The sequence below is a fragment of the Paracoccus sp. N5 genome (assembly GCF_000371965.1).
Taxonomy (GTDB): domain Bacteria; phylum Pseudomonadota; class Alphaproteobacteria; order Rhodobacterales; family Rhodobacteraceae; genus Paracoccus.
In genome coordinates this window covers 343,074-365,279 of sequence record NZ_AQUO01000002.1, presented here as the reverse complement: position 1 = coordinate 365,279, position 22,206 = coordinate 343,074, and the positions used below count along the sequence as shown (strand labels likewise).

At 65.9% G+C, this 22,206-nt stretch carries 24 protein-coding genes and 1 pseudogene; 3 read left to right on the top strand and 22 right to left on the bottom strand.

Annotated features, from left to right (window positions below; translation table 11 throughout):
* Position 1 precedes the first annotated feature (1 nt).
* The 20 genes and pseudogenes from nuoK to uvrA form a co-directional block, all read right to left on the bottom strand.
* A complete protein-coding gene (nuoK, locus tag PARN5_RS0116220) occupies positions 2-307 on the bottom strand; it encodes an NADH-quinone oxidoreductase subunit NuoK (RefSeq protein ID WP_018000823.1) in 306 nt (101 codons plus the stop codon).
* 92 nt (positions 308-399) lie between these two features.
* Entirely contained in the window at positions 400-1,002 is a 603-nt protein-coding gene (locus PARN5_RS0116215; RefSeq protein WP_018000822.1) for an NADH-quinone oxidoreductase subunit J, read from the bottom strand.
* Positions 999-1,403, bottom strand: coding sequence for a carboxymuconolactone decarboxylase family protein (locus tag PARN5_RS0116210; protein WP_018000821.1), 405 nt, complete (start codon positions 1,401-1,403; stop codon positions 999-1,001). Before PARN5_RS0116210 ends, PARN5_RS0116215 begins: the two co-directional genes overlap by 4 nt.
* A complete protein-coding gene (gene nuoI / locus PARN5_RS0116205; RefSeq protein ID WP_018000820.1) occupies positions 1,400-1,891 on the bottom strand; it encodes an NADH-quinone oxidoreductase subunit NuoI in 492 nt (163 codons plus the stop codon). Before nuoI ends, PARN5_RS0116210 begins: the two co-directional genes overlap by 4 nt.
* Positions 1,891-2,073, bottom strand: coding sequence for a hypothetical protein (locus PARN5_RS0116200; protein WP_018000819.1), 183 nt, complete (start codon positions 2,071-2,073; stop codon positions 1,891-1,893). The genes nuoI and PARN5_RS0116200 overlap by 1 nt, the downstream gene beginning before the upstream one ends.
* Before the next feature lie 3 nt (positions 2,074-2,076).
* A complete protein-coding gene (gene nuoH, locus PARN5_RS0116195; RefSeq protein ID WP_018000818.1) occupies positions 2,077-3,114 on the bottom strand; it encodes an NADH-quinone oxidoreductase subunit NuoH in 1,038 nt (345 codons plus the stop codon).
* A gap of 18 nt (positions 3,115-3,132) precedes the next feature.
* Entirely contained in the window at positions 3,133-3,906 is a 774-nt protein-coding gene (locus PARN5_RS0116190; protein ID WP_026155507.1) for a hypothetical protein, read from the bottom strand.
* A gap of 5 nt (positions 3,907-3,911) precedes the next feature.
* Positions 3,912-5,930 carry an NADH-quinone oxidoreductase subunit NuoG gene (nuoG, locus tag PARN5_RS0116185; RefSeq protein ID WP_018000816.1) on the bottom strand — a complete coding sequence of 673 codons (2,019 nt, stop codon included), beginning with the start codon at positions 5,928-5,930 and terminating at the stop codon, positions 3,912-3,914.
* A gap of 87 nt (positions 5,931-6,017) precedes the next feature.
* Positions 6,018-6,479: a hypothetical protein gene (locus PARN5_RS0116180; RefSeq protein WP_232419419.1), complete on the bottom strand. Its 462-nt coding sequence runs from the start codon at positions 6,477-6,479 to the stop codon at positions 6,018-6,020.
* Positions 6,476-6,874, bottom strand: coding sequence for a DUF5333 domain-containing protein (locus PARN5_RS0116175; RefSeq protein ID WP_018000814.1), 399 nt, complete (start codon positions 6,872-6,874; stop codon positions 6,476-6,478). Before PARN5_RS0116175 ends, PARN5_RS0116180 begins: the two co-directional genes overlap by 4 nt.
* Before the next feature lie 149 nt (positions 6,875-7,023).
* Positions 7,024-8,319, bottom strand: a complete 1,296-nt coding sequence (nuoF, locus tag PARN5_RS0116170; RefSeq protein ID WP_018000813.1) for an NADH-quinone oxidoreductase subunit NuoF — start codon at positions 8,317-8,319, stop codon at positions 7,024-7,026.
* A gap of 4 nt (positions 8,320-8,323) precedes the next feature.
* The gene (locus PARN5_RS0116165; protein ID WP_018000812.1) at positions 8,324-8,587 is read right to left on the bottom strand and encodes a DUF5337 domain-containing protein; all 264 of its coding nucleotides are present in this window, start codon (positions 8,585-8,587) and stop codon (positions 8,324-8,326) included.
* Positions 8,587-9,156 carry a hypothetical protein gene (locus PARN5_RS0116160; RefSeq protein ID WP_026155506.1) on the bottom strand — a complete coding sequence of 190 codons (570 nt, stop codon included), beginning with the start codon at positions 9,154-9,156 and terminating at the stop codon, positions 8,587-8,589. Before PARN5_RS0116160 ends, PARN5_RS0116165 begins: the two co-directional genes overlap by 1 nt.
* A 48-nt stretch (positions 9,157-9,204) precedes the next feature.
* A pseudogene (gene nuoE / locus PARN5_RS0116155) lies at positions 9,205-9,903 on the bottom strand (NADH-quinone oxidoreductase subunit NuoE); the annotation flags it as partial.
* Positions 9,903-11,141: an NADH-quinone oxidoreductase subunit D gene (locus tag PARN5_RS0116150; RefSeq protein WP_026155505.1), complete on the bottom strand. Its 1,239-nt coding sequence runs from the start codon at positions 11,139-11,141 to the stop codon at positions 9,903-9,905. The gene PARN5_RS0116150 and the pseudogene nuoE, both read right to left, overlap by 1 nt.
* A 2-nt stretch (positions 11,142-11,143) precedes the next feature.
* Entirely contained in the window at positions 11,144-11,575 is a 432-nt protein-coding gene (locus tag PARN5_RS0116145; protein WP_018000809.1) for a thioesterase family protein, read from the bottom strand.
* Complete coding sequence (locus tag PARN5_RS0116140; RefSeq protein ID WP_018000808.1) at positions 11,572-12,186, bottom strand: NADH-quinone oxidoreductase subunit C; 615 nt, start codon at positions 12,184-12,186, stop codon at positions 11,572-11,574. The genes PARN5_RS0116145 and PARN5_RS0116140 overlap by 4 nt, the downstream gene beginning before the upstream one ends.
* A gap of 4 nt (positions 12,187-12,190) precedes the next feature.
* Complete coding sequence (locus tag PARN5_RS0116135) at positions 12,191-12,715, bottom strand: NADH-quinone oxidoreductase subunit B (RefSeq protein WP_026155504.1); 525 nt, start codon at positions 12,713-12,715, stop codon at positions 12,191-12,193.
* The gene (locus tag PARN5_RS0116130; RefSeq protein WP_018000806.1) at positions 12,715-13,080 is read right to left on the bottom strand and encodes an NADH-quinone oxidoreductase subunit A; all 366 of its coding nucleotides are present in this window, start codon (positions 13,078-13,080) and stop codon (positions 12,715-12,717) included. Before PARN5_RS0116130 ends, PARN5_RS0116135 begins: the two co-directional genes overlap by 1 nt.
* Before the next feature lie 422 nt (positions 13,081-13,502).
* The gene (gene uvrA / locus PARN5_RS0116125; RefSeq protein ID WP_018000805.1) at positions 13,503-16,361 is read right to left on the bottom strand and encodes an excinuclease ABC subunit UvrA; all 2,859 of its coding nucleotides are present in this window, start codon (positions 16,359-16,361) and stop codon (positions 13,503-13,505) included.
* A gap of 139 nt (positions 16,362-16,500) precedes the next feature.
* On the opposite strand from uvrA, the gene PARN5_RS0116120 reads away from it, so the two are divergent.
* On the top strand, positions 16,501-16,854 hold the full coding sequence (locus PARN5_RS0116120; RefSeq protein WP_026155503.1) for a GFA family protein: 354 nt from the start codon (positions 16,501-16,503) through the stop codon (positions 16,852-16,854).
* Here the strand turns inward: PARN5_RS0116120 and moaA are convergent.
* Complete coding sequence (gene moaA / locus PARN5_RS0116115) at positions 16,851-17,885, bottom strand: GTP 3',8-cyclase MoaA (protein WP_018000803.1); 1,035 nt, start codon at positions 17,883-17,885, stop codon at positions 16,851-16,853. The two genes, PARN5_RS0116120 and moaA, sit on opposite strands and share 4 nt — an antisense overlap.
* Positions 17,886-18,002: 117 nt before the next feature.
* Here moaA and PARN5_RS0116110 point away from each other — a divergent pair, with 117 nt between their 5' ends.
* Both PARN5_RS0116110 and PARN5_RS24335 read left to right on the top strand, forming a co-directional pair.
* Positions 18,003-18,560 (top strand): hypothetical protein, encoded by a 558-nt coding sequence (locus tag PARN5_RS0116110; protein WP_018000802.1) that lies wholly within the window; start codon positions 18,003-18,005, stop codon positions 18,558-18,560.
* An 82-nt stretch (positions 18,561-18,642) separates the two neighbouring features.
* Positions 18,643-18,804 carry a hypothetical protein gene (locus PARN5_RS24335; protein WP_157404059.1) on the top strand — a complete coding sequence of 54 codons (162 nt, stop codon included), beginning with the start codon at positions 18,643-18,645 and terminating at the stop codon, positions 18,802-18,804.
* Positions 18,805-19,310: 506 nt separating this feature from the next.
* On the opposite strand, the gene PARN5_RS0116105 is transcribed toward PARN5_RS24335, so the two are convergent.
* The gene (locus tag PARN5_RS0116105; RefSeq protein WP_018000801.1) at positions 19,311-22,100 is read right to left on the bottom strand and encodes a bifunctional aconitate hydratase 2/2-methylisocitrate dehydratase; all 2,790 of its coding nucleotides are present in this window, start codon (positions 22,098-22,100) and stop codon (positions 19,311-19,313) included.
* Positions 22,101-22,206 lie beyond the last annotated feature (106 nt).

The following is a 22,206-nucleotide window of genomic DNA, read 5'->3' as shown; positions in this document are numbered from 1 at the left end:
CTTAACCCTTCATCACGTTCACGTCTTCCACCGCGATGGTGCCGCGGTTGCGGAAGAAGACCACCAGGATCGCCAAGCCGATGGCGGCCTCGGCCGCGGCCACGGTCAGCACGAACATGGTGAAGACCTGCCCCGCCAGGTCGCCCAGATGGGTCGAGAAGGCGACGAAGTTGATGTTGACCGAAAGCAGGATCAGCTCGATCGACATCAGGATGACGATGACGTTCTTTCGGTTCACGAAGATGCCGAAAATGCCGGTGACGAACAGTATCGCCCCCACGACAAGGTAATGTGTCAATCCGATCATCGTCCTGGTCCCTCCGGGTCGTTCACCCGTTGAATATCCGTTCGCTACTTATGGACCGCACAGGCAGCGGCCCGCATTGGCTGTGGCGGGGCTTAAAGCCCCTGCCCCGGCTTCACGTCCTTCAGCTCCATCGCCTTGGCCGGGTCGCGCCACATCTGCTCCAGCACGTTCTGGCGCTTGATGTCGCGGCGGTGGCGCATGGTCAGCACGATGGCGCCGATCATCGCGACCAGCAGGATCAGGCCGGCCAGCTGGAACATCAGCGCATAGCGGTCATAAAGCACCATGCCCAGGCCCCGCGTGTTCTGCACGCCCTCGACGATCGGCGCGGCGCGCAGCGTCTGCGCATGTTCGGACGGCGTCCAGCCCGAAAAGGCGATGCCCAGCTGCGCCAGAAGCACCAGCCCGATCAGCAGCGCCAGCGGCAGGTAGCGCGCCAGCTCGCCCTTGAGCTCGGCGAAATCCACGTCGAGCATCATCACCACGAACAGGAACAGCACCGCCACGGCGCCGACATAGACCACGACCAGCAGCATGGCGACGAATTCCGCGCCCTGCAGCACGAAGAGCCCGGCGGCCGAGAAGAAGGCAAGGATCAGCCACAGCACCGAATGCACCGGGTTGCGGCTCATCACGACCATGAAGCCCGCGACGCAGGCGCAGATCGCGAACAGGTAGAAAGCGAAGGTCATCATTCCTCGTCCTCCTCGGCATAGACGCTCTGGGCGATCTCGAGCGCCTTCTGCATCGCAGGCAGCCCGCCGAACATGCTCATCTGAAAGATCGTCTCGGCGATCTCGCGTTTCGTGGCGCCGGCCGCCAGCGCCTGGCGGATGGTCATGCGCAGCTGCGGCTCGGCCAGCGCACCCTGGACGGTGATCGCGCCGATGGTCAGCAGCAGGCGCGTCTTGGCGTCCAGCCCCTCGCGGTTGAAGGTCTTGCCGAACCACATTTCCAGCATGTCCGACGGCATGGTCGGCACCAGCTTTTCCATGGCGCGCATGTCGAAATGTTCCAGCGCCGGGTTGAAGGCGCGGGCCATTTCCTGGCCGGAAGCCATCATCTGCGCGAAAAGCTTGGTGAACGCATCGGTCATCGGTAGGGCGCATCCATCTGAAGGTTGCGGGCGATCTCGGCCTCCCAGCGTTCGCCGTTCGCAAGCAGCTTCTGCTTGTCGTAGAACAGTTCCTCGCGGGTCTCGGTGGCGTATTCGAAATTCGGCCCCTCGACGATGGCATCGACCGGGCAGGCTTCCTGGCAGAAGCCGCAATAGATGCACTTGGTCATGTCGATGTCGTAGCGCGTGGTGCGGCGGCTGCCGTCCTCGCGCGGTTCGGCGTCGATGGTGATGGCCTGGGCCGGGCAGATCGCCTCGCACAATTTGCAGGCGATGCAGCGTTCCTCGCCGTTCGGATAGCGGCGTAGCGCGTGTTCGCCGCGAAAGCGCGGCGACAGCGGGCCCTTCTCATGCGGATAGTTCAGCGTCGGCTTGGGCGAAACGAAATAGCGCATGCCCAGGCCGAAGCCCTTGATGAAGTCCCACATCAAAAAATACTTGGTCGCCCGCGCGAAATCGAAGGCCATCAGAAACGCTCCCCTTCCCGCGGCGCCGCGAAACGGTCGAACGCGGCGACATATTCCCGCACCCGGGCGCTGTCATGCGCATGTTCCACGCTGTCGAGATTGTTGGCGAGGAAATGCGCCAATTCCACCTTGTCGGTCTCACTGGCTGCCGCAAGAGCCTCGGCTAGCTTGTTGGAATACATGGCTTATCCTCCGACCGCGAAACGGGCCCAGAAACCGCCCAGCACTTCGTAGCGGGCAAGGATGGCGACCAGGACGACCCAGCCCAGCGACAGGGGCAGGAACACCTTCCAGCCGATCCGCATGAGCTGGTCGTAGCGATAGCGGGGCACGATCGCCTTGACCATGGCGAACATATAGAACCAGAACCACATCTTGATGACCATCCACCACCAGCCGTCGGCGATGAACGGCACCGGCGACAGCCAGCCGCCGAAGAACAAGAGCGACAGCAGCGCGCACATCAGATAGATGGCGATATATTCGCCGGCCATGAACAAAAGGTAAGGCGTGGACGAATATTCGACCATGTGGCCGGCGACCAGTTCCGATTCCGCCTCGGCCAGGTCGAAGGGCGGCCGGTTGGTTTCCGCCAGGGCCGAGACGAAGAACAGCACCACCATCGGCAGGTGCGGCAGCCAGTACCAGTTCAGCAGGCCATAGCTGCCCTTCTGCGCCAGCACGATCTCGGTCAGGTTCATCGAGCCGGACGAGATGATGATGCCGATGACGATCAGCCCCATCGAGACCTCATAGGAGATCATCTGCGAGGCCGAACGCAGCGAGGCCAGGAACGGGTATTTCGAGTTCGAGGCCCAGCCGCCCATGATCGAGCCATAGACCTCGAGCGAGGACGCCGCAAAGACGAAGAGGATGCCGACGTTGATGTTCGCCATGACCCAGCCCTCGTCGAAGGGGATCACGACAAAGGCGAACAGCGCCAGCATCATCGACAGGAAGGGCGCCAGGAAGAAGATGAACTTGTCGGCGCCGGCCGGGATGACGATTTCCTTGACGATGTATTTCAGCGCATCGGCGAAGGTCTGCAGCAGGCCCCAGGGACCGACCACGTTCGGACCGCGCCGCATCTGCACCGCCGCCCAGATCTTGCGGTCGCCATAGACCATGAAGATCAGCGAGCCCATGACAAAGGCGATGACCGCCAGACCCTGCAAGAGCAGGCTGAGCGCGAAACCATAGGGCGAGGCCCAGAATTCAGCCATGATCTTTCGTCCCTTCTCTCACGCCGCGGGAATGCCGCGCGCCTTGCATTCCTGCAAGGTCTCTTTCGTTGTCATCACCGTCAGGCCCATCGGTTTCTTCTCGGACAAGGTAAAGACCGAGCCGACGATCATCTTGCCATCACGCTTGTCGCTGAGCGTGCGGATGTGGCGGGCATAGGGTGTCCCTTTCGATTCCGCCCAACTGGCCAGCGCGCATGTGGCATAGGCGAAGGCGGTATCGGCGTCCACCCCACCCCGCAGGTTCGCGCTGACTTCGACCAGGCTGTCGGCGCCCTTGCGCGAATTCGCGAGGCCGGTGATGCGCGCGCCCAGGAAGTCCTTGGGCTCGGCTTCGAAGCTTTTCGGCAGGTTCAGCCGCATCGGCTGGGTGCGGGCCGCGAAATCCGCCAGCGCCTTTTCCTGCGCCGTCGGCGCGCGCTTCTTGACCGGACCCAGATTCGGCATGCCCGACAGGTCGAGGTCCAGGTTGGCGTTCAGCGCCAGCAGGTCTGCCTCGGTCACGGCGAAGGCGTCGCGGCCCTCGGCGCTGTCCAGCTGCATCTCGCTGACCGAGCCGTCGGGCTCCAGAATCAGGATGTCGCCGGATTTGGTCGAGATGCGGCCGCGCGACAGCACCTTCTTGTCGGGCGCGCCGGCATCGCTTTGCAGCACGCTGACCGCCAGCTCGGCGGGCTTCGGCTGCGGCCGCGAATCGCGCGCGGGCTCGTCGCCGCAGCCGGCGAGCAGGGCCGAGGCTCCCAGTCCGATCAGAAGGGCAAGACGAGGCCGCATGCTGTTCACTCCGCTGCCAGGGCCGGCGCCTTGCGCGCCGCCGCCATCGCCGAAAGCTCGCCCATCAGCGGCGAAGAGCGCGCGATGGGGTTGGTCAGGTAGAAGTCGCGGATTGCCGGGCGGAAGCTGGCTTGACCCATGTCGAGCCGCTGGAGCGGCTGCCATTCGTTTTCCGGCACCTGGTCGATCAGCGCCAGATGCGGCACCGCCTCGACCAGCTTGCGGCGCAGACCGGCCAGGCTGTCCCAAGGCTGGGTCTTGCCCAGTTCGGCGGAAAGCGCGCGCAGGATCGCCCAGTTCTCTTTCCCCTCGCCCGGCGCGAAATTGGCGCGCATGGCCAGTTGCGGCCGGCCCTCGGTGTTGACGAACAGACCGTTTTCCTCGGTGTAGCAGGCGCCGGGCAGGATGATGTCGGCGCGATGCGCACCGCGGTCGCCATGGCTGCCCTGATAGATCACCACCGGGCCGGCGGCGATGTCGACCTCGTCGGCGCCGAGGTTATAGACCACCTCCGCGCCGTCGATGGCGGCAAGCAGGCCGCCCTCGGTCACCGCGCCCACGTCCAGGGCACCGACGCGGCTGGCGGCGGTGTGCAGCACCAGAAGCCTGCAATCGCCCAGCTCGCAGATGCGCATGGCATTGGCCAGAACCGCCTCGCCATCGGCCTCGCGCAGCGCGCCCTGGCCGACGATGACGATGCCGGGCGTGCCGTCCTTGTTCGCCAGATCCTCGTCCAGCAGCTTGGCCAGCGCGGCGCGGTCATTGCCGAAATGGTGGTAGTCATAGGTCAGGTCCATCGCATCGCCGACCAGCGCGACCTGCGCGCCATGCGCCCAGGCCTTGCGGATGCGGGCGTTCAGCACCGGCGCCTCGTCGCGCGGGTTGGTGCCGATCAGCAGGATGCGCTTGGCATGGTCGATGTCCTCGATCCGCGCCGTGCCGACATAGGCCGAGCGGTTGCCGGCCGGCAGCCGGGCGCCGTCGGTGCGGCATTCCACCGTGCCGCCCAGACCCTCGACCAGCTGCTTGAGGCTGAAGGCCGCCTCGACCGGCACCAGATCGCCGATCAGCCCGGCCACCTTCTTGCCCTGCATGGCACGCGCCGCGGCCTCCAGCGCCTCGGGCCAGGAGGCCGGGCGCAGCTTGCCGTTCTCGCGGATATAGGGGCGGTCGAGGCGCTGGCGGCGCAGCCCGTCCCAGACGAAGCGGGTCTTGTCGCTGATCCATTCCTCGTTCACGCCGTCATGGTTGCGCGGCAGGATGCGCATGACCTCGCGGCCCTTGGTATCGACGCGGATGTTCGAGCCGAGCGCGTCCATCACGTCGATGGATTCGGTCTTGGTCAGCTCCCAGGGCCGGGCGGTGAAGGCATAGGGTTTCGACACCAGCGCGCCGACCGGGCACAGGTCGATGATATTGCCCTGCAGGTTCGAGGCCAGCGTCTCGTTCAGGTAGCTGGTGATCTCGCTATCCTCGCCGCGGCCGGTCTGGCCCATCTGGGTGATGCCGGCGACCTCGGTGGTGAAGCGCACGCAGCGGGTGCAGGAGATGCAGCGCGTCATATGCGTCTCGACCAGCGGGCCCAGGTTCAGGTCCTCGGAGGCGCGCTTCGGCTCGCGGTAGCGGCTGAAATCGACGCCATAGGCCACGGCCTGGTCCTGCAGGTCGCATTCGCCGCCCTGGTCGCAGATCGGGCAGTCGAGCGGGTGGTTGATGAGCAGGAACTCCATCACCCCCTCGCGGGCCTTCTTGACCATGGGGCTGTTGGTCTTGATCTCGCTCGGCGCGCCGTCCGGGCCGGGGCGCAGGTCCTTGACCTGCATGGCGCAGGATGCGGCGGGCTTGGGCGGGCCGCCCACGACCTCGACCAGGCACATGCGGCAGTTGCCGGCGATGGACAGCCGCTCGTGATAGCAGAAGCGCGGCACCTCGATCCCGGCCTGTTCGCAGGCCTGGATCAGGGTCAGGTTCGGATCGACCTCGACAATTACATCGTCGATCTTGATCTTGCGAAGATCTGCCATCTTTCGTCTTCCCTCATGCCCCGCGGCGGCCGGCGGCCGATGCGGGTTTCAAATGCTGGCCCAAGGCTGGCCCGGTTTCGTGCGCCGTCATTCCTGCACCCTCACGAAGGCGCGGGGATAGACGGTCGGCACCAATCTGTCGCTTTCGCCGTCGCGCCGGACCAGGATGCTGCCGGTATCCTGGCCGGGCTGAAAGGTCACCGTCGCCCGGATCGCGCCGGCGGTATTATAGGGCAGCGTCCGGTTCAGGTCGGTGGTGTAGCGGCTGCCGTCCGGGCGCGAACACAGGATCCGCGCCTGGTCGGCATTGCCGGTGATGCGTAGCAGCGGCGCCCCGGTGATCCCGCGCGAGACCTTGGTGCGCACGCCCGGCCCGGTCGCGTCGCAGGTCAGATCGCCCGGCGCGAAGATCGAGAATTGCAGATAGAACTTCTGCGCCGTCGGCTCCCAGCCCTGCGAGGGCTCGCCGGCCATGACATCGGCGGCGATCATCGAGCCGGCGGCCGCCGCCATCAGTCCCAGGCCGATCCAGTTCAACCACTTTCTCATTTCGCCACCAGAAGGCTGCCGATGATGGTCTTGTTCGCGATCTCCTGCCGGCCGATGGCGCAGAAGCTTTGCGGATCGCCCGGCCTGGCGCCCTTGCGCTTCAGATAGTCCTCGGCCACGGCATAGATGCGCGTCTTGTCGTCCTTGCTGTCCAGGAAGGCGTCGATCTGGGCGTTGGAATAGCCCTTGTTGCGGGCATAGGTCTTGAGCTTGCGCGCCTCGCCATAGGCGTAAAGGATGCGCCCGTCGATGGTCGGGCAGGTGCGGCGGATCCGGTCGGCGATGCGCGCCGCGATCAGCCGGTCGTTGATGTATTTTTCCTTAGAGAGCGACTCCAGCGCGGCGGCGGGCGTCGCCAGCAGCGCCCCGATCAGGGCAAGCGGCAGAAGTTTCATGGCTTTGGCCTTTCCGTCATGACACCCGGTCATAACACGGCCGCGCCCCGCGGGTTCGACACCTTGTCTTGAGCGCCGCCCGGACATGCGGCCGCGATCCCCCCGGGGGGTCCGTCCTGCCGCGCTGTGCCGGGTCGAAACCATGCGCCTTACTCCGCCGCCATCGCGCCCATGCGCCCGGTGCGCTTGGCCTTGATGCGATCCTCGATCTCCTCGCGGAAGTTGCGGATCAGGCCCTGGATCGGCCAGGCGGCAGCATCGCCCAGGGCGCAGATGGTGTGGCCCTCGACCTGCTTGGTCACGTCGAAGAGCATGTCGATCTCCTCGACCTCGGCATCGCCGCGCACCAGCCGCTCCATCACCCGCATCATCCAGCCGGTGCCTTCGCGGCAGGGCGTGCATTGGCCGCAGCTTTCATGCTTGAAGAATTTCGACAGCCGCCAGATCGCCTTCACCACGTCGGTGGACTGATCCATGACGATCATGCAGGCGGTGCCGAAGGACGAGCGCAGCTCGCGCATGCCGTCATAGTCCATGATGGCGTTTTCGCATTGCTCTGCCGTCAGCACCGGGCAGGAGGCGCCGCCGGGGATCACCGCCTTGAGGTTCTTCCAGCCGCCGCGCACGCCGCCGCCATGCTTCTCGATCAGCTCGCGCATCGGGATCGACATGGCTTCCTCGACCACGCAGGGCGTGTTGATGTGCCCGGTCATGCCAAAAAGCTTCACCCCTGCGTTGTTCGGCCGGCCGAAGCCGGCGAACCACTCGGCGCCGCGGCGCAGGATGGTCGGCACCACGGCGATCGACTCGACGTTGTTCACCGTGGTCGGGCAGCCATAAAGACCCGCGCCGGCCGGGAACGGCGGCTTCATGCGCGGCATGCCCTTCTTGCCCTCCAGGCTTTCCAGCAGCGCGGTTTCCTCGCCGCAGATATAGGCGCCGGCACCGTGGTGCAGGTAAAGGTCGAAGTCCCAGCCCGACTGGGCGGCGTTGCGGCCCAGCAGCCCGGCGTCATAGCATTCGTCGATGGCGGCCTGCAGCGCCTCGCGCTCGCGGATGAACTCGCCGCGGATGTAGATATAGGCGGCATGGGCGCCCATGGCGAAGCTGGCGATCAGCGCGCCCTCGATCAGCGTATGCGGATCGTGGCGCATGATCTCGCGGTCCTTGCAGGTCGCGGGCTCGGATTCGTCGGCGTTGATGACCAGATAGGACGGGCGGCCATCGGATTCCTTGGGCATGAAGGACCATTTCATCCCGGTCGGGAAGCCGGCGCCGCCGCGCCCGCGCAGGCCCGAGGCCTTCATCTCGTTCACGATGCCGTCGCGGCCCTTGGCGATGATTGCGGCGGTGCCGTCCCAGCAGCCGCGCTTCTTCGCGCCGGCCAGGCTGCGGTCGCCCATGCCGTAGATATTGGTAAAGATCCGGTCCTGATCGTTCAGCATCGTCTTATCCTTGTCCCTGCGACAGCGCCTTGCGCCGCCGCCAGATCCGAAAGGTCACCATCAGCGACCAGATCAAGGCCCCAATCGCCATCAGATCGGCGAGAAAGGCGTATTTCGCGGGCCAGCCCTGCTGGCCCCCCAGCCATTGCAGCCCGAGCCATGCCACCATGGTCAGGGCGATCACCACCGCGACCAGGCGCATCTGCCGGGCGTCCGCCGCCGCGGCCATCGCCGCCTGCGCCGGGTCCTGTTTCACCGGGCGGGCCATCAGCCCGGCTCGCCCTTGTCGACGCGGCGGGAATGCTCGGTCTCGCCGCCCGCCGCCAATACCTTCGCCTGACCGACCCAGTCGTCGGCCTCGATCCGGCTGCCCATGCGCCCCATGCGCTGGACGAAATCCGCGACCGCCACCGCATCCCAGCTGGCGATCTGGTCATAGCGCGTCACGCCATTGGCGTTCAGCCAGTCCGAGATCTTGGGCCCGATGCCCTTGATCCGGCGCAGGTCGTCCACGGCATCCCCGGCCCGCAGCGGCATCTGCACCGGCGCCGGGGTCTCGGGCAGGCTGGCCGAGACCAGCAGCGCCTCGGGCTGGCTGTCGGCCTGGCGCCGGCGCCAATCCTCGGGCGGCGTGGCCTCCAGCGGCGGCACTGGCAGCGGCATGTCGTGGCAGACCAGCCAGACCATCAGCGACCCGAACAGCATGAAGGTCACGAAGCCCAGGAACAGCCCGCCCAGCCAGTTCAGCTCGCCCAGACCCGAGACGAACAGCAAGACCACGGTCCCGGCGATGGCCGCCGAGATCCAGCAGTTCCTGTTGCACTCTGCCCGTTCCATGGCGATCCGAACTCTTTACCCCTGGGATTAAGCCTGCTTTTCCGCGGCAAGCCAAGGCGTGGTGATCGGAACCTCGGTCCCGTCAATACGCTTGATCGTGTCGCGGATCTGCACCGCGCGCGCGACGCTGCCATTATACTGCTCGCCGCCCTTCAACCCGGCCAGCGCGGTCGGCCCCCCCAGCGCCTCGGCCGAGAAGCGGCCGTTCTGCGGCCCGGGCAACGGCACCTCGCCGGCGGCGAAGCTGTCGATCAGCGCCGAGAGCTTCTCGACCGTCAGATCCTCGTAGAAATCCTTGCCGATCTGGGCCATGGGCGCATTGGTGCAGGCGCCCAGGCATTCGACCTCTTCCCAGCTGAAGCGGCCGTCGGCCGAGACCTCATGCGCATGCGGCGCGATCTTTTCCTTGCAGACGCGGATCAGGTCCTCGGCGCCGCAGATCATGCAGGTCGTGGTGCCGCAGATCTGGATATGCGCCACGCTGCCAACGGGTTGCAGCTGGAACATGAAGTAGAATGTCGCGACCTCGAGCACGCGGATATAGGGCATGCCCAGCAGGTTGCCGACATATTCGATGGCCGGCCGGGTCAGCCAGCCCTCCTGCTCCTGCGCCCGCCACAGGATCGGGATCACCGCCGATTGCTGGCGCCCTTCCGGGTATTTGGTCATCTGGGCGCGGGCCCATTCCAGGTTGGCGGGCGTGAACTCGAACGAGTCCGGCTGGATGGGGGACAGACGGCGCAGCATCAGCGGTCAACCTCTCCGAAAACGATATCAAGGGTGGCGATGATGGCCGGAACGTCGGCCAGCATGTGACCCTTGGACATCCAGTCGATGGATTGCAGATGCGTGAAGCCCGGCGCCCGCAGCTTGGCGCGCCACGGCTTGTTGGTGCCGTCCGCGACCATGTAGACGCCGAATTCGCCCTTGGGCGCCTCGACGGCGGCATAGACCTCGCCGGCCGGGACGTGGAAACCCTCGGTATAGAGCTTGAAGTGATGGATCAGGCTTTCCATGTCGCGCTTCATGTCGGCGCGCCTGGGCGGCGTCAGCTTGCCGCGCGCCAGCACGTCGCCGGCGGGTTCGGCGCGCAGCTTCTGGATCGCCTGCTTCATGATCCTGGTCGACTCGCGCATCTCCTGCATCCGGCAGAGATAGCGGTCGTAGCAGTCGCCATTGGTGCCGACCGGAATCTGGAAGTCGAATTCGTTATAGCATTCATAGGGCTGCGCGCGGCGCAAGTCCCAGGCCAGGCCCGAGCCGCGCACCATGACGCCGGTATAGCCCCAGTTCAGCGCGTCTTCCTCGGTCACCACGCCGATGCCGACCAGACGCTGCTTGAAGATGCGGTTCTCGGTCAGCAGCGTGTCGAGGTCATCGACCAGCCGCGGGAAACGTTCGCACCATTCCTCGATGTCGTCCAGAAGGTCGGGCGGCAGGTCCTGGTGCACCCCGCCCGGGCGGAAATAGGCGGCGTGCAGCCGCGCCCCGCAGGCGCGTTCATAGAAGATCATCAGCTCTTCGCGCGCCTCGAAGCCCCACAGCGGCGGGGTCAGCGCGCCCACGTCCATGGCGCCGGTGGTCAGGCCCATCAGGTGGTTCAGGATGCGGCCGATCTCGGAATAGAGCACGCGGATCAGGCTGGCCCGGCGCGGAATCGTGGTGCCGGTCAGCCGCTCGATCGCCAGGCACCAGGCATGTTCCTGGTTCATCGGCGCGACGTAATCCAGCCGGTCGAGATAGGGCAGGTTCTGCAGATAGGTGCGGCTTTCCATCAGCTTCTCGGTGCCGCGGTGCAGCAGGCCGATATGCGGGTCGGCGCGCTCGACGATCTCGCCGTCCAGCTCCAGCACCATGCGCAGCACGCCATGCGCGGCCGGGTGCTGCGGGCCGAAGTTGATGTTGAAGTTGCGGATGCTCTGCTCGCCGGTCAGGGCGTCGACCGAGCCGTCGTCATAGCTGTTCTTGCGGATGTCGCCGTCCATGGTCATCCCTCCAGCCCGGCCGTGGCGCGCTTGGCGGCCAGCCGGTCGTTGAATTTCGCGGTCTGGATCAGCGCGCGGCGGTGCCGTCCTGCGCCGATCCGGTCGATGCCGTCATGCGCCTCGACCCGGAACCAGATGAAGCGGCCGTCGATCTCTTCGATCTCGGTCTCGACCGTCACCACCTGCCCGGGCAGCGTCGGCGCGGTATGGTCCACGTCGACATGCACGCCCAGCGAATCCTCGCCCGGCTCGTAATGCGGCCGCAGCTGCTCGACGCAGGCCCATTCCATCAGCCCGACCATCTTGGCGGTGGCAAAGACCGCCGGCATCTCGGGGAAGGCGCCGCGGTCCGCGAACAGCGCGCGCACGGTATCCTGCCCCTGCACCGCCATGCTGAAACGGGCGCGGTCGCCGGGTTTCAGTCCGGGCTTCACTTCTTGGCCTCCGGCGCCTTCTCGTCGCCGGGCAGCACGTATTTCGCGCCCTCCCACGGCGAGAGGAAGTCGAACTGCCGGTATTCCTGAACCAGCGCCACCGGCTCGTAGACCACGCGCTTCTCGACGTCGTTCCAGCGCACCTCGGTATAGCCGGTGGTGGGGAAGTCCTTGCGCAGCGGATGGCCGCGGAAGCCATAGTCGGTCAGGATGCGGCGCAGGTCCGGGTGGCCCGAGAACAGGATCCCGAACATATCGAAGACCTCGCGCTCATACCAGTTGGCGCCGGGGAAGATGCCGATCAGGCTGGGCACCAGCTCGTCCTCGCGCACCTGGACCTTCACCCGGATGCGCTGGTTGCGATACATCGACAGCAGGTGATAGACCATGTCGAAGCGCGCCGGGCGGGCCGGATGGTCCACGGCGGTGATGTCGATCAGCGTGGCAAAGCGGCAATTTGCGTCGCTGCGCAGGAATTCGATCAGCCCGGTCAGGCCGGTCAGCGTCGCGGTCAGCGTCAGCTCGCCAAAGGCCACCTCGGTCGCCACCAGGTCGCCCTCGCGGCGCAGCGTGATGTGCTCGGCCAGTTCCAGCAGGGATTCGTCGGACATGGCCTTACCTCACCAGCGTGCCGGTGCGCCGGATGCGGCGCTGAAGTTGCAGGATGCCGTAAAGCAGCGCCTCGGCCGTGGGCGGGCAGCCCGGGACATAGATGTCCACCGGCACGATGCGGTCGCAGCCGCGCACCACGGAATAGGAATAGTGGTAATAGCCGCCGCCATTGGCGCAGCTGCCCATCGAGATGACATAACGCGGCTCGGGCATCTGGTCATAGACCTTGCGCAGCGCCGGCGCCATCTTGTTGGTCAGCGTGCCCGCGACGATCATCAGGTCCGACTGCCGCGGCGAGGCGCGCGGCGCGGTGCCGAAGCGCTCCAGGTCATAGCGCGGCATCGAGGTCTGCATCATCTCGACCGCGCAGCAGGCCAGGCCGAAGGTCATCCAGTGCAGCGAGCCGTTGCGGGCCCAGTTGATGATGTCCTCGGTCGTGGTCAGCAGGAAACCCTTGTCCTGCAACTCGCGGTTCAGCTCGGCCGTGGCGAATTCGCGGTCGGGGCCGGCGGTGTTCAGTCCGGTCATCACGCCCATTCCAGCGCCCCCTTCTTCCATTCATAGGCAAAGCCAACCGTCAGCACGCCCAGAAACAGGATCATGCCCCAGAAGGCCACGTCCGTGAGCCCGGCGAAGCTGACCGCCCAGGGAAACAGGAAGGCCACTTCCAGGTCGAAGATGATGAACAGGATCGACACCAGGTAGAAACGCACGTCGAACTTCATCCGCGCGTCGTCGAAGGCGTTGAAGCCGCATTCATAGGCGCTGACCTTCTCCGGGTCCGGGTTGCGGACGGCCACGATCACGGCGGCCAGAATCAGCACGATGGCCAGAGCCGAGGCCATCCCCAGAAAGACCAGGATGGGCAGGTATTCTTGCAGCAGGTATTCCACTGGGTTGGGCTCCCTTTCGCTCGCAGGAACCCGACTGGCGCCCCGCGATGGGTTTGGCTTCCGTCCGTTTATCCCCGGTCGCCGGCAGGGTCAACGGCCCGCCCCCGCGTCACTTGGGGTTTCGGACGGCTTGCGGGCAAGAAAACCGCCGTTTTTCGCGGCGCATTTTCATGGTGTTTTACTCAGCTTTGCCGCAGGCAGCTGGAGGGTCCGGGGCGGGCCTCGCACCCGATTTCAGCGCGAAGCCCCAGGCCGTCGATCTTCACGGGCATGAAGCCGGGCATGGAGACCTCTGCCGGAATACTCGGCCGAACGCGCCGGCGGGTCTGCCGCCGGGGTATTTGGGGAGCAAAGAAGCCGTCATGGCCGCGCCGGCGAGAGGCTCGCCTGATTCATCTTTTAACGGCCACGGCGCGCCAAGGTCACTCCGCCGCCCGCGCGGCGGCCGCCTCGAGCATCGGCGCCAGATAGCGGCCGGTATGGCTTTCCGGCACTTCGGCCACCTGTTCCGGCGTGCCGGTGGCAACGATGCGGCCGCCGCCGTCGCCGCCCTCGGGGCCGATGTCGATGATCCAGTCGGCGGTCTTGATGACGTCAAGGTTATGCTCGATCACCACCACCGTATTGCCCTGGTCGACCAGCGAGTGCAGCACCTCCAGGAGCTTCCTCACATCCTCGAAATGCAGGCCGGTGGTCGGTTCGTCCAGGATATAGAGCGTCTTGCCGGTCGCCCGGCGGCTGAGTTCCTTGGACAGCTTGACCCGCTGCGCCTCGCCGCCCGACAGCGTCGTGGCCTGCTGGCCGACCTTGATATAGCCCAGCCCGACCTCGACCAGCGCATCCATCTTGTCGCGGATCGAGGGCACCGCCTTGAAGAATTCCTGCGCATCCTCGACCGTCATGTCCAGCACGTCGGCGATGGACTTGCCCTTGAAGGTGACCTCCAGCGTCTCGCGGTTGTAGCGCTTGCCCTTGCAGGTCTCGCAGGTGACATAGACGTCGGGCAGGAAATGCATCTCGATCTTGATGACGCCGTCGCCCTGGCAGGCCTCGCAGCGGCCGCCCTTGACGTTGAAGCTGAAGCGGCCGGGCTTGTAGCCCCGCGCCTTCGACTCGGGCAGGCCGGCATACCAGTCGCGGATATGGGTATAGGCGCCGGTATAGGTCGCGGGGTTGGAACGCGGCGTGCGTCCGATGGGGCGCTGGTCGATGTCGATGACCTTGTCCAGCAGCTCCAGCCCCTTGATCGTCTCGCAGGGCGCCGGGGTCTGGCGTGCGCCATTCAGCCGCAGGCTGGCGGTCTTGAACAGCGTCTCGATGGTCAGCGTGGACTTGCCGCCGCCCGACACGCCGGTGACGCAAACAAACTTGCCCAGCGGGAATTCGGCGGTGACGTTCTTGAGATTGTTGCCGGTGGCGCCGACCACCTTGATCGCCTTGCCATTGCCCTTGCGGCGCTGGTCCGGGACGTGGATCTCGCGCTGGCCCGAGAGATACTGGCCGGTCAGGCTGTCGGGGTTGGCGGCGATCTCGGCCGGGGTGCCCTTGGCGACGACCGCGCCGCCATGCACCCCCGCCCCCGGGCCCATGTCGAAGACGTAATCGGCATGGCGGATCGCATCCTCGTCATGCTCGACCACGATGACCGAATTGCCCTGGTCGCGCAGCCCCTTGAGCGTGCCCAGCAGCCGGTCGTTGTCGCGCTGGTGCAGGCCGATCGAGGGCTCGTCCAGCACATAGAGCACCCCGGTCAGGCCCGAGCCGATCTGGCTGGCGAGGCGAATCCGCTGGCTTTCGCCGCCCGAGAGCGTGCCCGCCGCGCGGGACAGCGTCAGGTAATCAAGGCCCACGTTCACCAGGAAGCCCAGCCGCTCGCGGATCTCCTTGAGGATCGCGGCCGCGATCTCGTTCTTCTGCTTGGTCAGATGGGCGGGCGCGGCCTCGACCCAGGCCAGCGCCTCGCGGATCGACAGCTCGGTGACCTGGCCGATATGGCTATCCGCGATCTTGACCGCCAGCGCCTCGGGCTTCAGGCGATAACCGTGGCAGGCGCCGCAGGGGCGGTTGTTCTGGTATTTCTCGAACTCCTCGCGCACCCAGGCGCTGTCGCTTTCGCGCAGCCGGCGCTGCATGTTCGGGATGATGCCCTCGAAGCTGCGGGTAATCTCATAAACCCGGCCGGCATCGTCGAAGCGGAAGGGGATTTCCTCGCGCCCCGAGCCGTGCAGGAACATCTGCCGCACTTCCTCGGGCAGATCCTTCCAGGGCGTCTTCTTGTCAAAGACATAATGCTTGGCCAGCGCGTTCACGGTCTGGGTCAGATAGGCCGATTTCGACTTGGCCCAGGGCGCCAGCGCGCCCTGCGCGATGGACAGCGCCTGGTCCGGCACGATCAGCCGTTCGTCGAAGAACAGCTCGACCCCCAGCCCGTCGCATTCCGGGCAGGCGCCGAACGGCGCGTTGAAGGAAAACAGCCGCGGCTCGATCTCGGGGATGGTGAAGCCGCTGACCGGGCAGGCGAAATTCTCGGAGAAGGTGATGCGCTCGGGATCACCCTCACCCCCGACGGTTTCCAGCAGCGCGATGCCGTCGGCCAGGTCCAGCGCGGTGCGGAAGCTATCGGCCAGCCGCGTCTCCATGCCCTCGCGCACGACGATGCGGTCCACCACCACGTCGATATTGTGGCGGAATTTCTTGTCGAGCGTGGGCGGCTCGTCCAGTTCGTAGAATTCGCCGTTCACCTTGACGCGCTGGAAGCCCTGCTTGCGCAGCTCGAGGAATTCCTTCTTGTACTCGCCCTTGCGGTCGCGGACGATGGGCGCCAGCAGATAGGCGCGGGTGCCCTCGGGCAGTTCCATCACCCGGTCGACCATGTCCTGGACCTGCTGCGCCTCGATGGGCAGGCCGGTCGCCGGCGAATAGGGCGTGCCGGCGCGGGCGAACAGCAGCCGCAGGTAATCGTAGATCTCGGTCACCGTGCCGACGGTCGAGCGCGGGTTCTTCGAGGTCGTCTTCTGCTCGATGGAAATCGCCGGCGACAGGCCGGTGATATGGTCCACGTCCGGCTTACCCATCATGTCGAGGAACTGCCGGGCATAGGCCGACAGGCTTTCGACATAGCGCCGCTGACCCTCGGCATAGATGGTGTCGAAGGCAAGGCTGGACTTGCCGCTGCCCGACAGGCCGGTGATCACCACCAGCTGGTCGCGCGGAATATCCATATCCACGTTCTTCAGATTGTGCTCGCGCGCGCCGCGAACCTCGATGAACTTCTGTTCCATCGTGCCGTCCTGATTCCGCCAAGCGCATCAGATAGGCATGATCGCGGAAATGACAACCGTTAACGGAACATCAAGCGAACATTTCCGCTTGCGCTGGCGGCCGGCCTGCCCCACCATGACCGAAAACCCGGAGGAAAGCATGGCGAGACACCATTACAAGGGAAGCTGCCAATGCGGCGCCGTCGCCTATGAGGTCGAGGCCGATCTGGACCAGACCGTGACCTGCAACTGCTCGCGCTGCAAGCGGCTGGGGTCGGTGCTGACCTTCGTGCCGGCCGCCGACTTCGGGCTGACCGCCGAAGGGCCGGTGACGGAATACCTGTTCAATCGCAAGGCGATCCACCACCTGTTCTGCCCGACCTGCGGCATCGAATCCTATGCCCGCGGCACCAGTCCGGACGGCACCGAGGTGGTCGCGGTCAACGTCAATTGCCTGGAAGGCGTCGATGCCCGCGCCCTGCCCAGCCAGGCGGTGGACGGCGCCAGCTTCTAGCCGCCGGTGTGGCTCATGAAGCGGGTCACCTGGCCCGCAACATGCTGACGGGAATAGTCGAAATCATGCCCCTTGGGCTTGCGCGAGATCGCCTCGCGGATCGCCTGCCGCACCGGCTCGTCCTCGGCGCTGGCGCGCAGCGGCGCGCGCAGGTCGGCGCGATCCTCCTGCCCCAGGCACATGAACAGCTCGCCCGTGCAGGTCAGGCGGACGCGGTTGCAGCTTTCGCAGAAATTATGCGTCAGCGGCGTGATGAAGCCGATCTTCTGCCCGGTTTCCTCGATGCGGACATAGCGGGCGGGCCCGCCGGTGCGCTCGGCCAGGGGCGTCAGGGTCAGCCGGCTTTCCAGCCGCCGGCGCAGGTCCGACAGCGCCCAATACTGGTCCAGGCGCTGCTCCTCGCCCATTTCGCCCATGGGCATGACCTCGATGAAGGTCAGGTCGTGGCCTTCGCCCGCGCACCAGTCGAGCAGCGGGAAAAGCTCGTCCTCATTGAAGCCCTTCAGGGCGACGGTGTTGATCTTGACCCGCATGCCGGCGCGTTTCGCGGCCGCGATCCCGTCCAGCACCTGCGGCAGCCGGCCCCAGCGGGTGATCCGCGCGAAACGGTCGGCGTCCAGCGTATCGAGCGAGACATTGACCCGCCGCACCCCGCAACCGGCCAGTTCATCGGCAAAGCGGGCCAGCTGGCTGCCATTGGTGGTCAGGGTCAGCTCGTCCAGGCCTGCGTCCAAATGCCGCGACATGGCCCGGAAGAATTCCATGATATTGCGCCGCACCAGCGGCTCGCCCCCGGTGATGCGCAGCTTGCGCACGCCCAGGTCGACGAAGGCGGAACAGAGCCGGTCCAGCTCTTCCAGCGTCAGCAGATCCTTCTTGGGCAGGAACTGCATGTGCTCGGCCATGCAATAGGTGCAGCGGAAATCGCAGCGATCCGTCACCGAGACCCGCAGGTAGCTGATCGGCCGGGCAAAGGGATCGACAAGGGGCGCGCGCGTGTCCATGCCGTCAAAATAGGCGCGCGTCGGCATCGGCGCAAGCTGGCCGATCCGTTGATGGTCTCGTAACCAAGAAAGCGGGTAGCGGTGGACAGGGCCGCACCCCCGGGTCTAGCCTTGCCAGGAATTTCCGAAGCACGAGGGGGTTTCATGACCGATCCATTCCGCCGCATGCTGGGCGTGCTGCTGCTTCTGGCGCTCGCCGCCTGCGCGCAGACCGACAAGACCGCGCAGCAGGCCCGGGCGGTGCCCGGCGCGCCGCTGGACACGATGACCGATCCGGCGACCGGCCAGCCGGTGATCCGCGGCCCGGTGCTGACCGGAACCGCGCCGCGCACCCCGGGCAAGACCAGCGGCATCTCCTCGATCGGCGAGCCGGCCGCGCAGGCGGCCGAGGCGCTGAACACCACCACCCGCAGCGAACGCCGGCAGGCCGCCGCCGCTCCGGCGGGCGGCGAGCGCCGGCTGGGCACGACCATCGCCTCGCTGGGCGATCCGTCGCAGCCGGGCTTCTGGGTCAAGACGCCGCTGGTCCAGTCGGAAACCCAGGGCCGGATCGTGAATCCGGCCAATGGAAAATCCGCCAAGGTGCGGCTGATCCCGCTGGGCGGCGCGGCGGGCGGCGGCAGCCAGGTCTCGCTGCCGGCCCTGCAACTGCTGGGCGTCAGCCTGACCGACCTGCCCGCCATCGATGTGTTCGCCGGCTGAAGAAGGCCATTTTCCGCTCCTGCGATCCGCGGCGGGAACATCACCCGGTGCTGCCGGTTGATCCATCATCCTGGAGGCGGACATGACCAAAGACCCAGATCGGACGACCTATCCCGCAGAGATGGAAGAGGAGCGCAAGGAGCCTGATGGACCGGGCCACGCCAAGCCCAAGCCGTCAGATGCGCCCCCTTCGACCATTCCGACGGATGTGGGGAAAACCAACAGGGTGAAACCCAAGGATTAACGCCACCGGCGGCCACCTGTGCGGCGCTTGGCGATGGGATGGAATGGCTTTCTGCGATAGCCCCGGCAAGGGCTTGGGCGGGATGGCGTGAGAATCTCGCGAGCCTGGCGTCAATGTTCCTGGCAGTCCCGCGGGGGCCAAGGGCGCTCCTGAAGTGCCGGCCGGGCCGGGCAGTCCGATGCGAAAAAGAGCACGCCGCTCTCGTTCCCGGCGACGGGCCCAGCGGTGCGACTGACCAGGCGGCCTGATCCGAAGCGGACGGCTTTGCCCGTTTCCCAATCCCGGCGCGGCTGGACCGCAAAAGGCACGGATGCGAAGCTTATACCGGAGCAGCCGGCGCCGTCGTCGCGAACGGCCTTCGATAACTGCTGCTTTCGCCGTATCGAGAGTCGGCAGATGAACCGTGGCGGCGGAAGAACCGCCATGTCCCGCAAACCGCGCCTTAACCCCGCCCCAGGACAGGAAAAGGGCCGCGTCGCCGCGGCCCCTTCCCTTTTCCATCCCGTTCAGAAATGCACCGACCGCGCCAGGCCGGGGTTTTCCAGCGGCGGGGCAAAGCGGGTCAGCTCGATCCCTTCGACCGCGGCCTTGTATTCCTCGGCGCTCGGCGTGCGGCCCAGGATCGCCGACAGCACCACCACCGGCGTCGAGGCCAGCAGCGATTCGCCCTTCTTCTCGGCGGTGTCCTCGACCACGCGGCCCTGGAACAGCCGGGTCGAAGTGGCCAGCACCGTGTCGCCCTTTTCGGCCTTTTCCTGGTTGCCCATGCACAGGTTGCAGCCCGGGCGCTCCAGATACAGGATGTTCTCGTATTCGGTGCGGGCCTTGCTCTTGGGCGCCAGGTCGTCGAATTCGAAGCCCGAGTATTTCTGCAGGATCTCCCAGTCGCCCTCGGCCTTCAGCTCGTCGATGATGTTGTAGGTCGGGGCGGCGACGACCAGCGGCGCCTTGAACTCGACCTTGCCCTGGGCCTTCTCGATGTTCTTCAGCATCTGGGCGACGATCTTGACGTCGCCCTTGTGCACCATGCACGAGCCGACGAAGCCCAGGTCGACCTTTTTCGTGCCGCCGTAATAGGACACCGGGCGGATGGTGTCATGGGTGTAGCGCTTGGAAACGTCGGCGTTGTTCACGTCCGGGTCGGCGATCATCGGCTCGTCGATCAGGTCCAGGTCCACGACGACCTCGGCGAAATATTTCGCATTGGCATCGGGCGCCAGCGCCGGCCGCTCGCCCGAGCGGATCTGGGCGATGCGCGCATCCGCCTTGGCGATCAGGCCGCGCAGCGTGCCGGCCGGGTTCTCCATGCCCTTGTCGATCATGATCTGGATGCGCGACTTGGCGATCTCCAGCGATTCGATCAGCGTCTCGTCCTGCGAGATGCAGATCGAGGCCTTGGCCTTCATCTCGGCCGTCCAGTCGGTGAAGGTGAAGGCCTGGTCGGCCAGCAGCGTGCCGATATGGACCTCGATCACCCGGCCCTGGAACACATTGTCGCCGCATTGCTTGAGCATCTGCGCCTGGGTGGCGTGGACCACGTCGCGGAAGTCCATATGCGGCTGCATCCGGCCCTTGAACGTCACCTTGACCGACTCCGGGATCGGCATGGTCGCCTCGCCCGTGGCGAGCGCCAGCGCCACCGTGCCCGAGTCGGCGCCGAAGGCCACGCCCTTGGACATGCGCGTGTGGCTGTCGCCGCCGATGATGATCGCCCAGTCGTCCACGGTGATGTCGTTCAGCACCTTGTGAATCACGTCGGTCATGGCGTGATAGACGCCCTTGGGGTCGCGCGCGGTGATCAGGCCGAAATTGTTCATGAAGGCCATGAGCTTCGGGATGTTCTCCTGCGCCTTGCGGTCCCAGACGGAAGCCGTGTGGCAGCCCGACTGATAGGCGCCGTCGACCAGGGGCGAGATGACGGTCGCCGCCATCGCCTCGAGCTCCTGTGCGGTCATCAGCCCGGTGGTATCCTGCGAGCCGACGATGTTCACGCGCACCCGCACGTCGGAACCGGCATGCAGCACCTTGCCCGGGGTGACGCCCACGGCATTGGCGTTGAAGATCTTCTCGACCGCGGTCAGGCCCTGGTCCGGGATGCTGATCTCCTTGTTCGGGGCGAAGACCGGCAGCGGCTCGACGCCCAGCGTCTGCGCGGCGAAGGTCTGCAGCTTCTTGCCGAAGACGATGGCATAGGAGCCGCCGGCCCGCTGGAACTCCAGCCGCTGCGGCGTGAACGAGGCGGCGATGTCGACCAGTTCCCTGCCGGTCTCGTCGCGCAGCGTCCTGTTCTTCGCGTCGATGGTCAGGACGGTGCCGGTCTCGACCGAATAGGCCTGCTCCAGGATCGGGTTGCCGTCATTGTTCAGGATCGGCTTGCCGTCCGGGCCGGTCTTCTTGACCCAGTTCTTCAGGTTGATGCCGATGCCGCCGGTCACGTCCACCGTGGTCAGGAAGATCGGCGAGATGCCGTTCGTGCCCGCGACCACCGGGGCGATGTTGACGAAGGGCACATAGGGGCTGGCCTGCCGGCCGGTCCAGAGCGCGACGTTGTTCACCCCCGACATGCGCGAGGAGCCGACGCCCATGGTGCCCTTTTCCGCGATCAGCATCACCCGCTTGTCGGGGTGCCGGGCTTGCAGCGCGACGATCTCGGCCTGCGCCTCGGGCGAGATCATACATTGGCCGTGCAATTCGCGGTCCGAGCGCGAATGCGCCTGGTTGCCGGGCGACAGCAGGTCGGTCGAGATGTCGCCCTCGGCGGCGATATAGGTCACGACCTTGATCTCGTCCGGGACCGGGGGCAGCTTGGTAAAGAACTCGGCCTTGGCATAGCTTTCCAGGATGTCGCGGGCGACCGGGTTGCCGGCCTTGAAGGCCTCGGCCAGCCGGCCCATGTCCGCGTCGTAGAGGAACACCTGGGTCTTGAGCACCTCGGCGGCCTGCCGGGCGATGGCTTCATCGGCCCCCAAGGCCAGATCCAGCAGCACCCCGACCGAAGGCCCGCCCTTCATGTGCGACAAGAGTTCGAAGGCAAAGGCCACCGGGATCTCCGGCACCACCGCCTCGCCCAGGACGATGCGCTTGAGAAAGCGCGCCTTGACCGCCGCCGCGCTGGTCGTGCCGGGCAGGGTGTTGTAGATGAAGAATTGCAGAGAATCGGCCCGATACGGGCTGTCGGGCTGTTCGATCTGCGCGATCAGCTCCTGCACCAGGGCGCCATCGTCGATGGGCTTGGGGTGCAGCCCGGCGGTCTTGCGCGTTTCGATCTCGGTTAGGTAGTCGGTGTACAAGCTCATGACGATCCCTACGATTCAATGCCGATTGAGCAGGAACACCGGGTCGCGGTCACGTCTGGCGGGCGGCGGCAAGCTCATTGTATGCCGAGGTATACTAAAACGCCCC

Excerpts from the sequence above, each read along its gene's own strand:
- nuoK (WP_018000823.1), bottom strand. The coding sequence starts at position 307 with ATGATCGGATTGACACATTACCTTGTCGTGGGGGCGATACTGTTCGTC.
- PARN5_RS0116215 (WP_018000822.1), bottom strand. The coding sequence starts at position 1,002 with ATGATGACCTTCGCTTTCTACCTGTTCGCGATCTGCGCCTGCGTCGCG.
- PARN5_RS0116210 (WP_018000821.1), bottom strand. The coding sequence starts at position 1,403 with ATGACCGATGCGTTCACCAAGCTTTTCGCGCAGATGATGGCTTCCGGC.
- nuoI (WP_018000820.1), bottom strand. The coding sequence starts at position 1,891 with ATGGCCTTCGATTTCGCGCGGGCGACCAAGTATTTTTTGATGTGGGAC.
- PARN5_RS0116200 (WP_018000819.1), bottom strand. The coding sequence starts at position 2,073 with ATGTATTCCAACAAGCTAGCCGAGGCTCTTGCGGCAGCCAGTGAGACC.
- nuoH (WP_018000818.1), bottom strand. The coding sequence starts at position 3,114 with ATGGCTGAATTCTGGGCCTCGCCCTATGGTTTCGCGCTCAGCCTGCTC.
- PARN5_RS0116190 (WP_026155507.1), bottom strand. The coding sequence starts at position 3,906 with ATGCGGCCTCGTCTTGCCCTTCTGATCGGACTGGGAGCCTCGGCCCTG.
- nuoG (WP_018000816.1), bottom strand. The coding sequence starts at position 5,930 with ATGGCAGATCTTCGCAAGATCAAGATCGACGATGTAATTGTCGAGGTC.
- PARN5_RS0116180 (WP_232419419.1), bottom strand. The coding sequence starts at position 6,479 with ATGAGAAAGTGGTTGAACTGGATCGGCCTGGGACTGATGGCGGCGGCC.
- PARN5_RS0116175 (WP_018000814.1), bottom strand. The coding sequence starts at position 6,874 with ATGAAACTTCTGCCGCTTGCCCTGATCGGGGCGCTGCTGGCGACGCCC.
- nuoF (WP_018000813.1), bottom strand. The coding sequence starts at position 8,319 with ATGCTGAACGATCAGGACCGGATCTTTACCAATATCTACGGCATGGGC.
- PARN5_RS0116165 (WP_018000812.1), bottom strand. The coding sequence starts at position 8,587 with ATGGCCCGCCCGGTGAAACAGGACCCGGCGCAGGCGGCGATGGCCGCG.
- PARN5_RS0116160 (WP_026155506.1), bottom strand. The coding sequence starts at position 9,156 with ATGGAACGGGCAGAGTGCAACAGGAACTGCTGGATCTCGGCGGCCATC.
- PARN5_RS0116150 (WP_026155505.1), bottom strand. The coding sequence starts at position 11,141 with ATGGACGGCGACATCCGCAAGAACAGCTATGACGACGGCTCGGTCGAC.
- PARN5_RS0116140 (WP_018000808.1), bottom strand. The coding sequence starts at position 12,186 with ATGTCCGACGAATCCCTGCTGGAACTGGCCGAGCACATCACGCTGCGC.
- PARN5_RS0116135 (WP_026155504.1), bottom strand. The coding sequence starts at position 12,715 with ATGACCGGACTGAACACCGCCGGCCCCGACCGCGAATTCGCCACGGCC.
- uvrA (WP_018000805.1), bottom strand. The coding sequence starts at position 16,361 with ATGGAACAGAAGTTCATCGAGGTTCGCGGCGCGCGCGAGCACAATCTG.
- PARN5_RS0116120 (WP_026155503.1), top strand. The coding sequence starts at position 16,501 with ATGGCGAGACACCATTACAAGGGAAGCTGCCAATGCGGCGCCGTCGCC.
- moaA (WP_018000803.1), bottom strand. The coding sequence starts at position 17,885 with ATGCCGACGCGCGCCTATTTTGACGGCATGGACACGCGCGCGCCCCTT.
- PARN5_RS0116110 (WP_018000802.1), top strand. The coding sequence starts at position 18,003 with ATGACCGATCCATTCCGCCGCATGCTGGGCGTGCTGCTGCTTCTGGCG.
- PARN5_RS24335 (WP_157404059.1), top strand. The coding sequence starts at position 18,643 with ATGACCAAAGACCCAGATCGGACGACCTATCCCGCAGAGATGGAAGAG.
- PARN5_RS0116105 (WP_018000801.1), bottom strand. The coding sequence starts at position 22,100 with ATGAGCTTGTACACCGACTACCTAACCGAGATCGAAACGCGCAAGACC.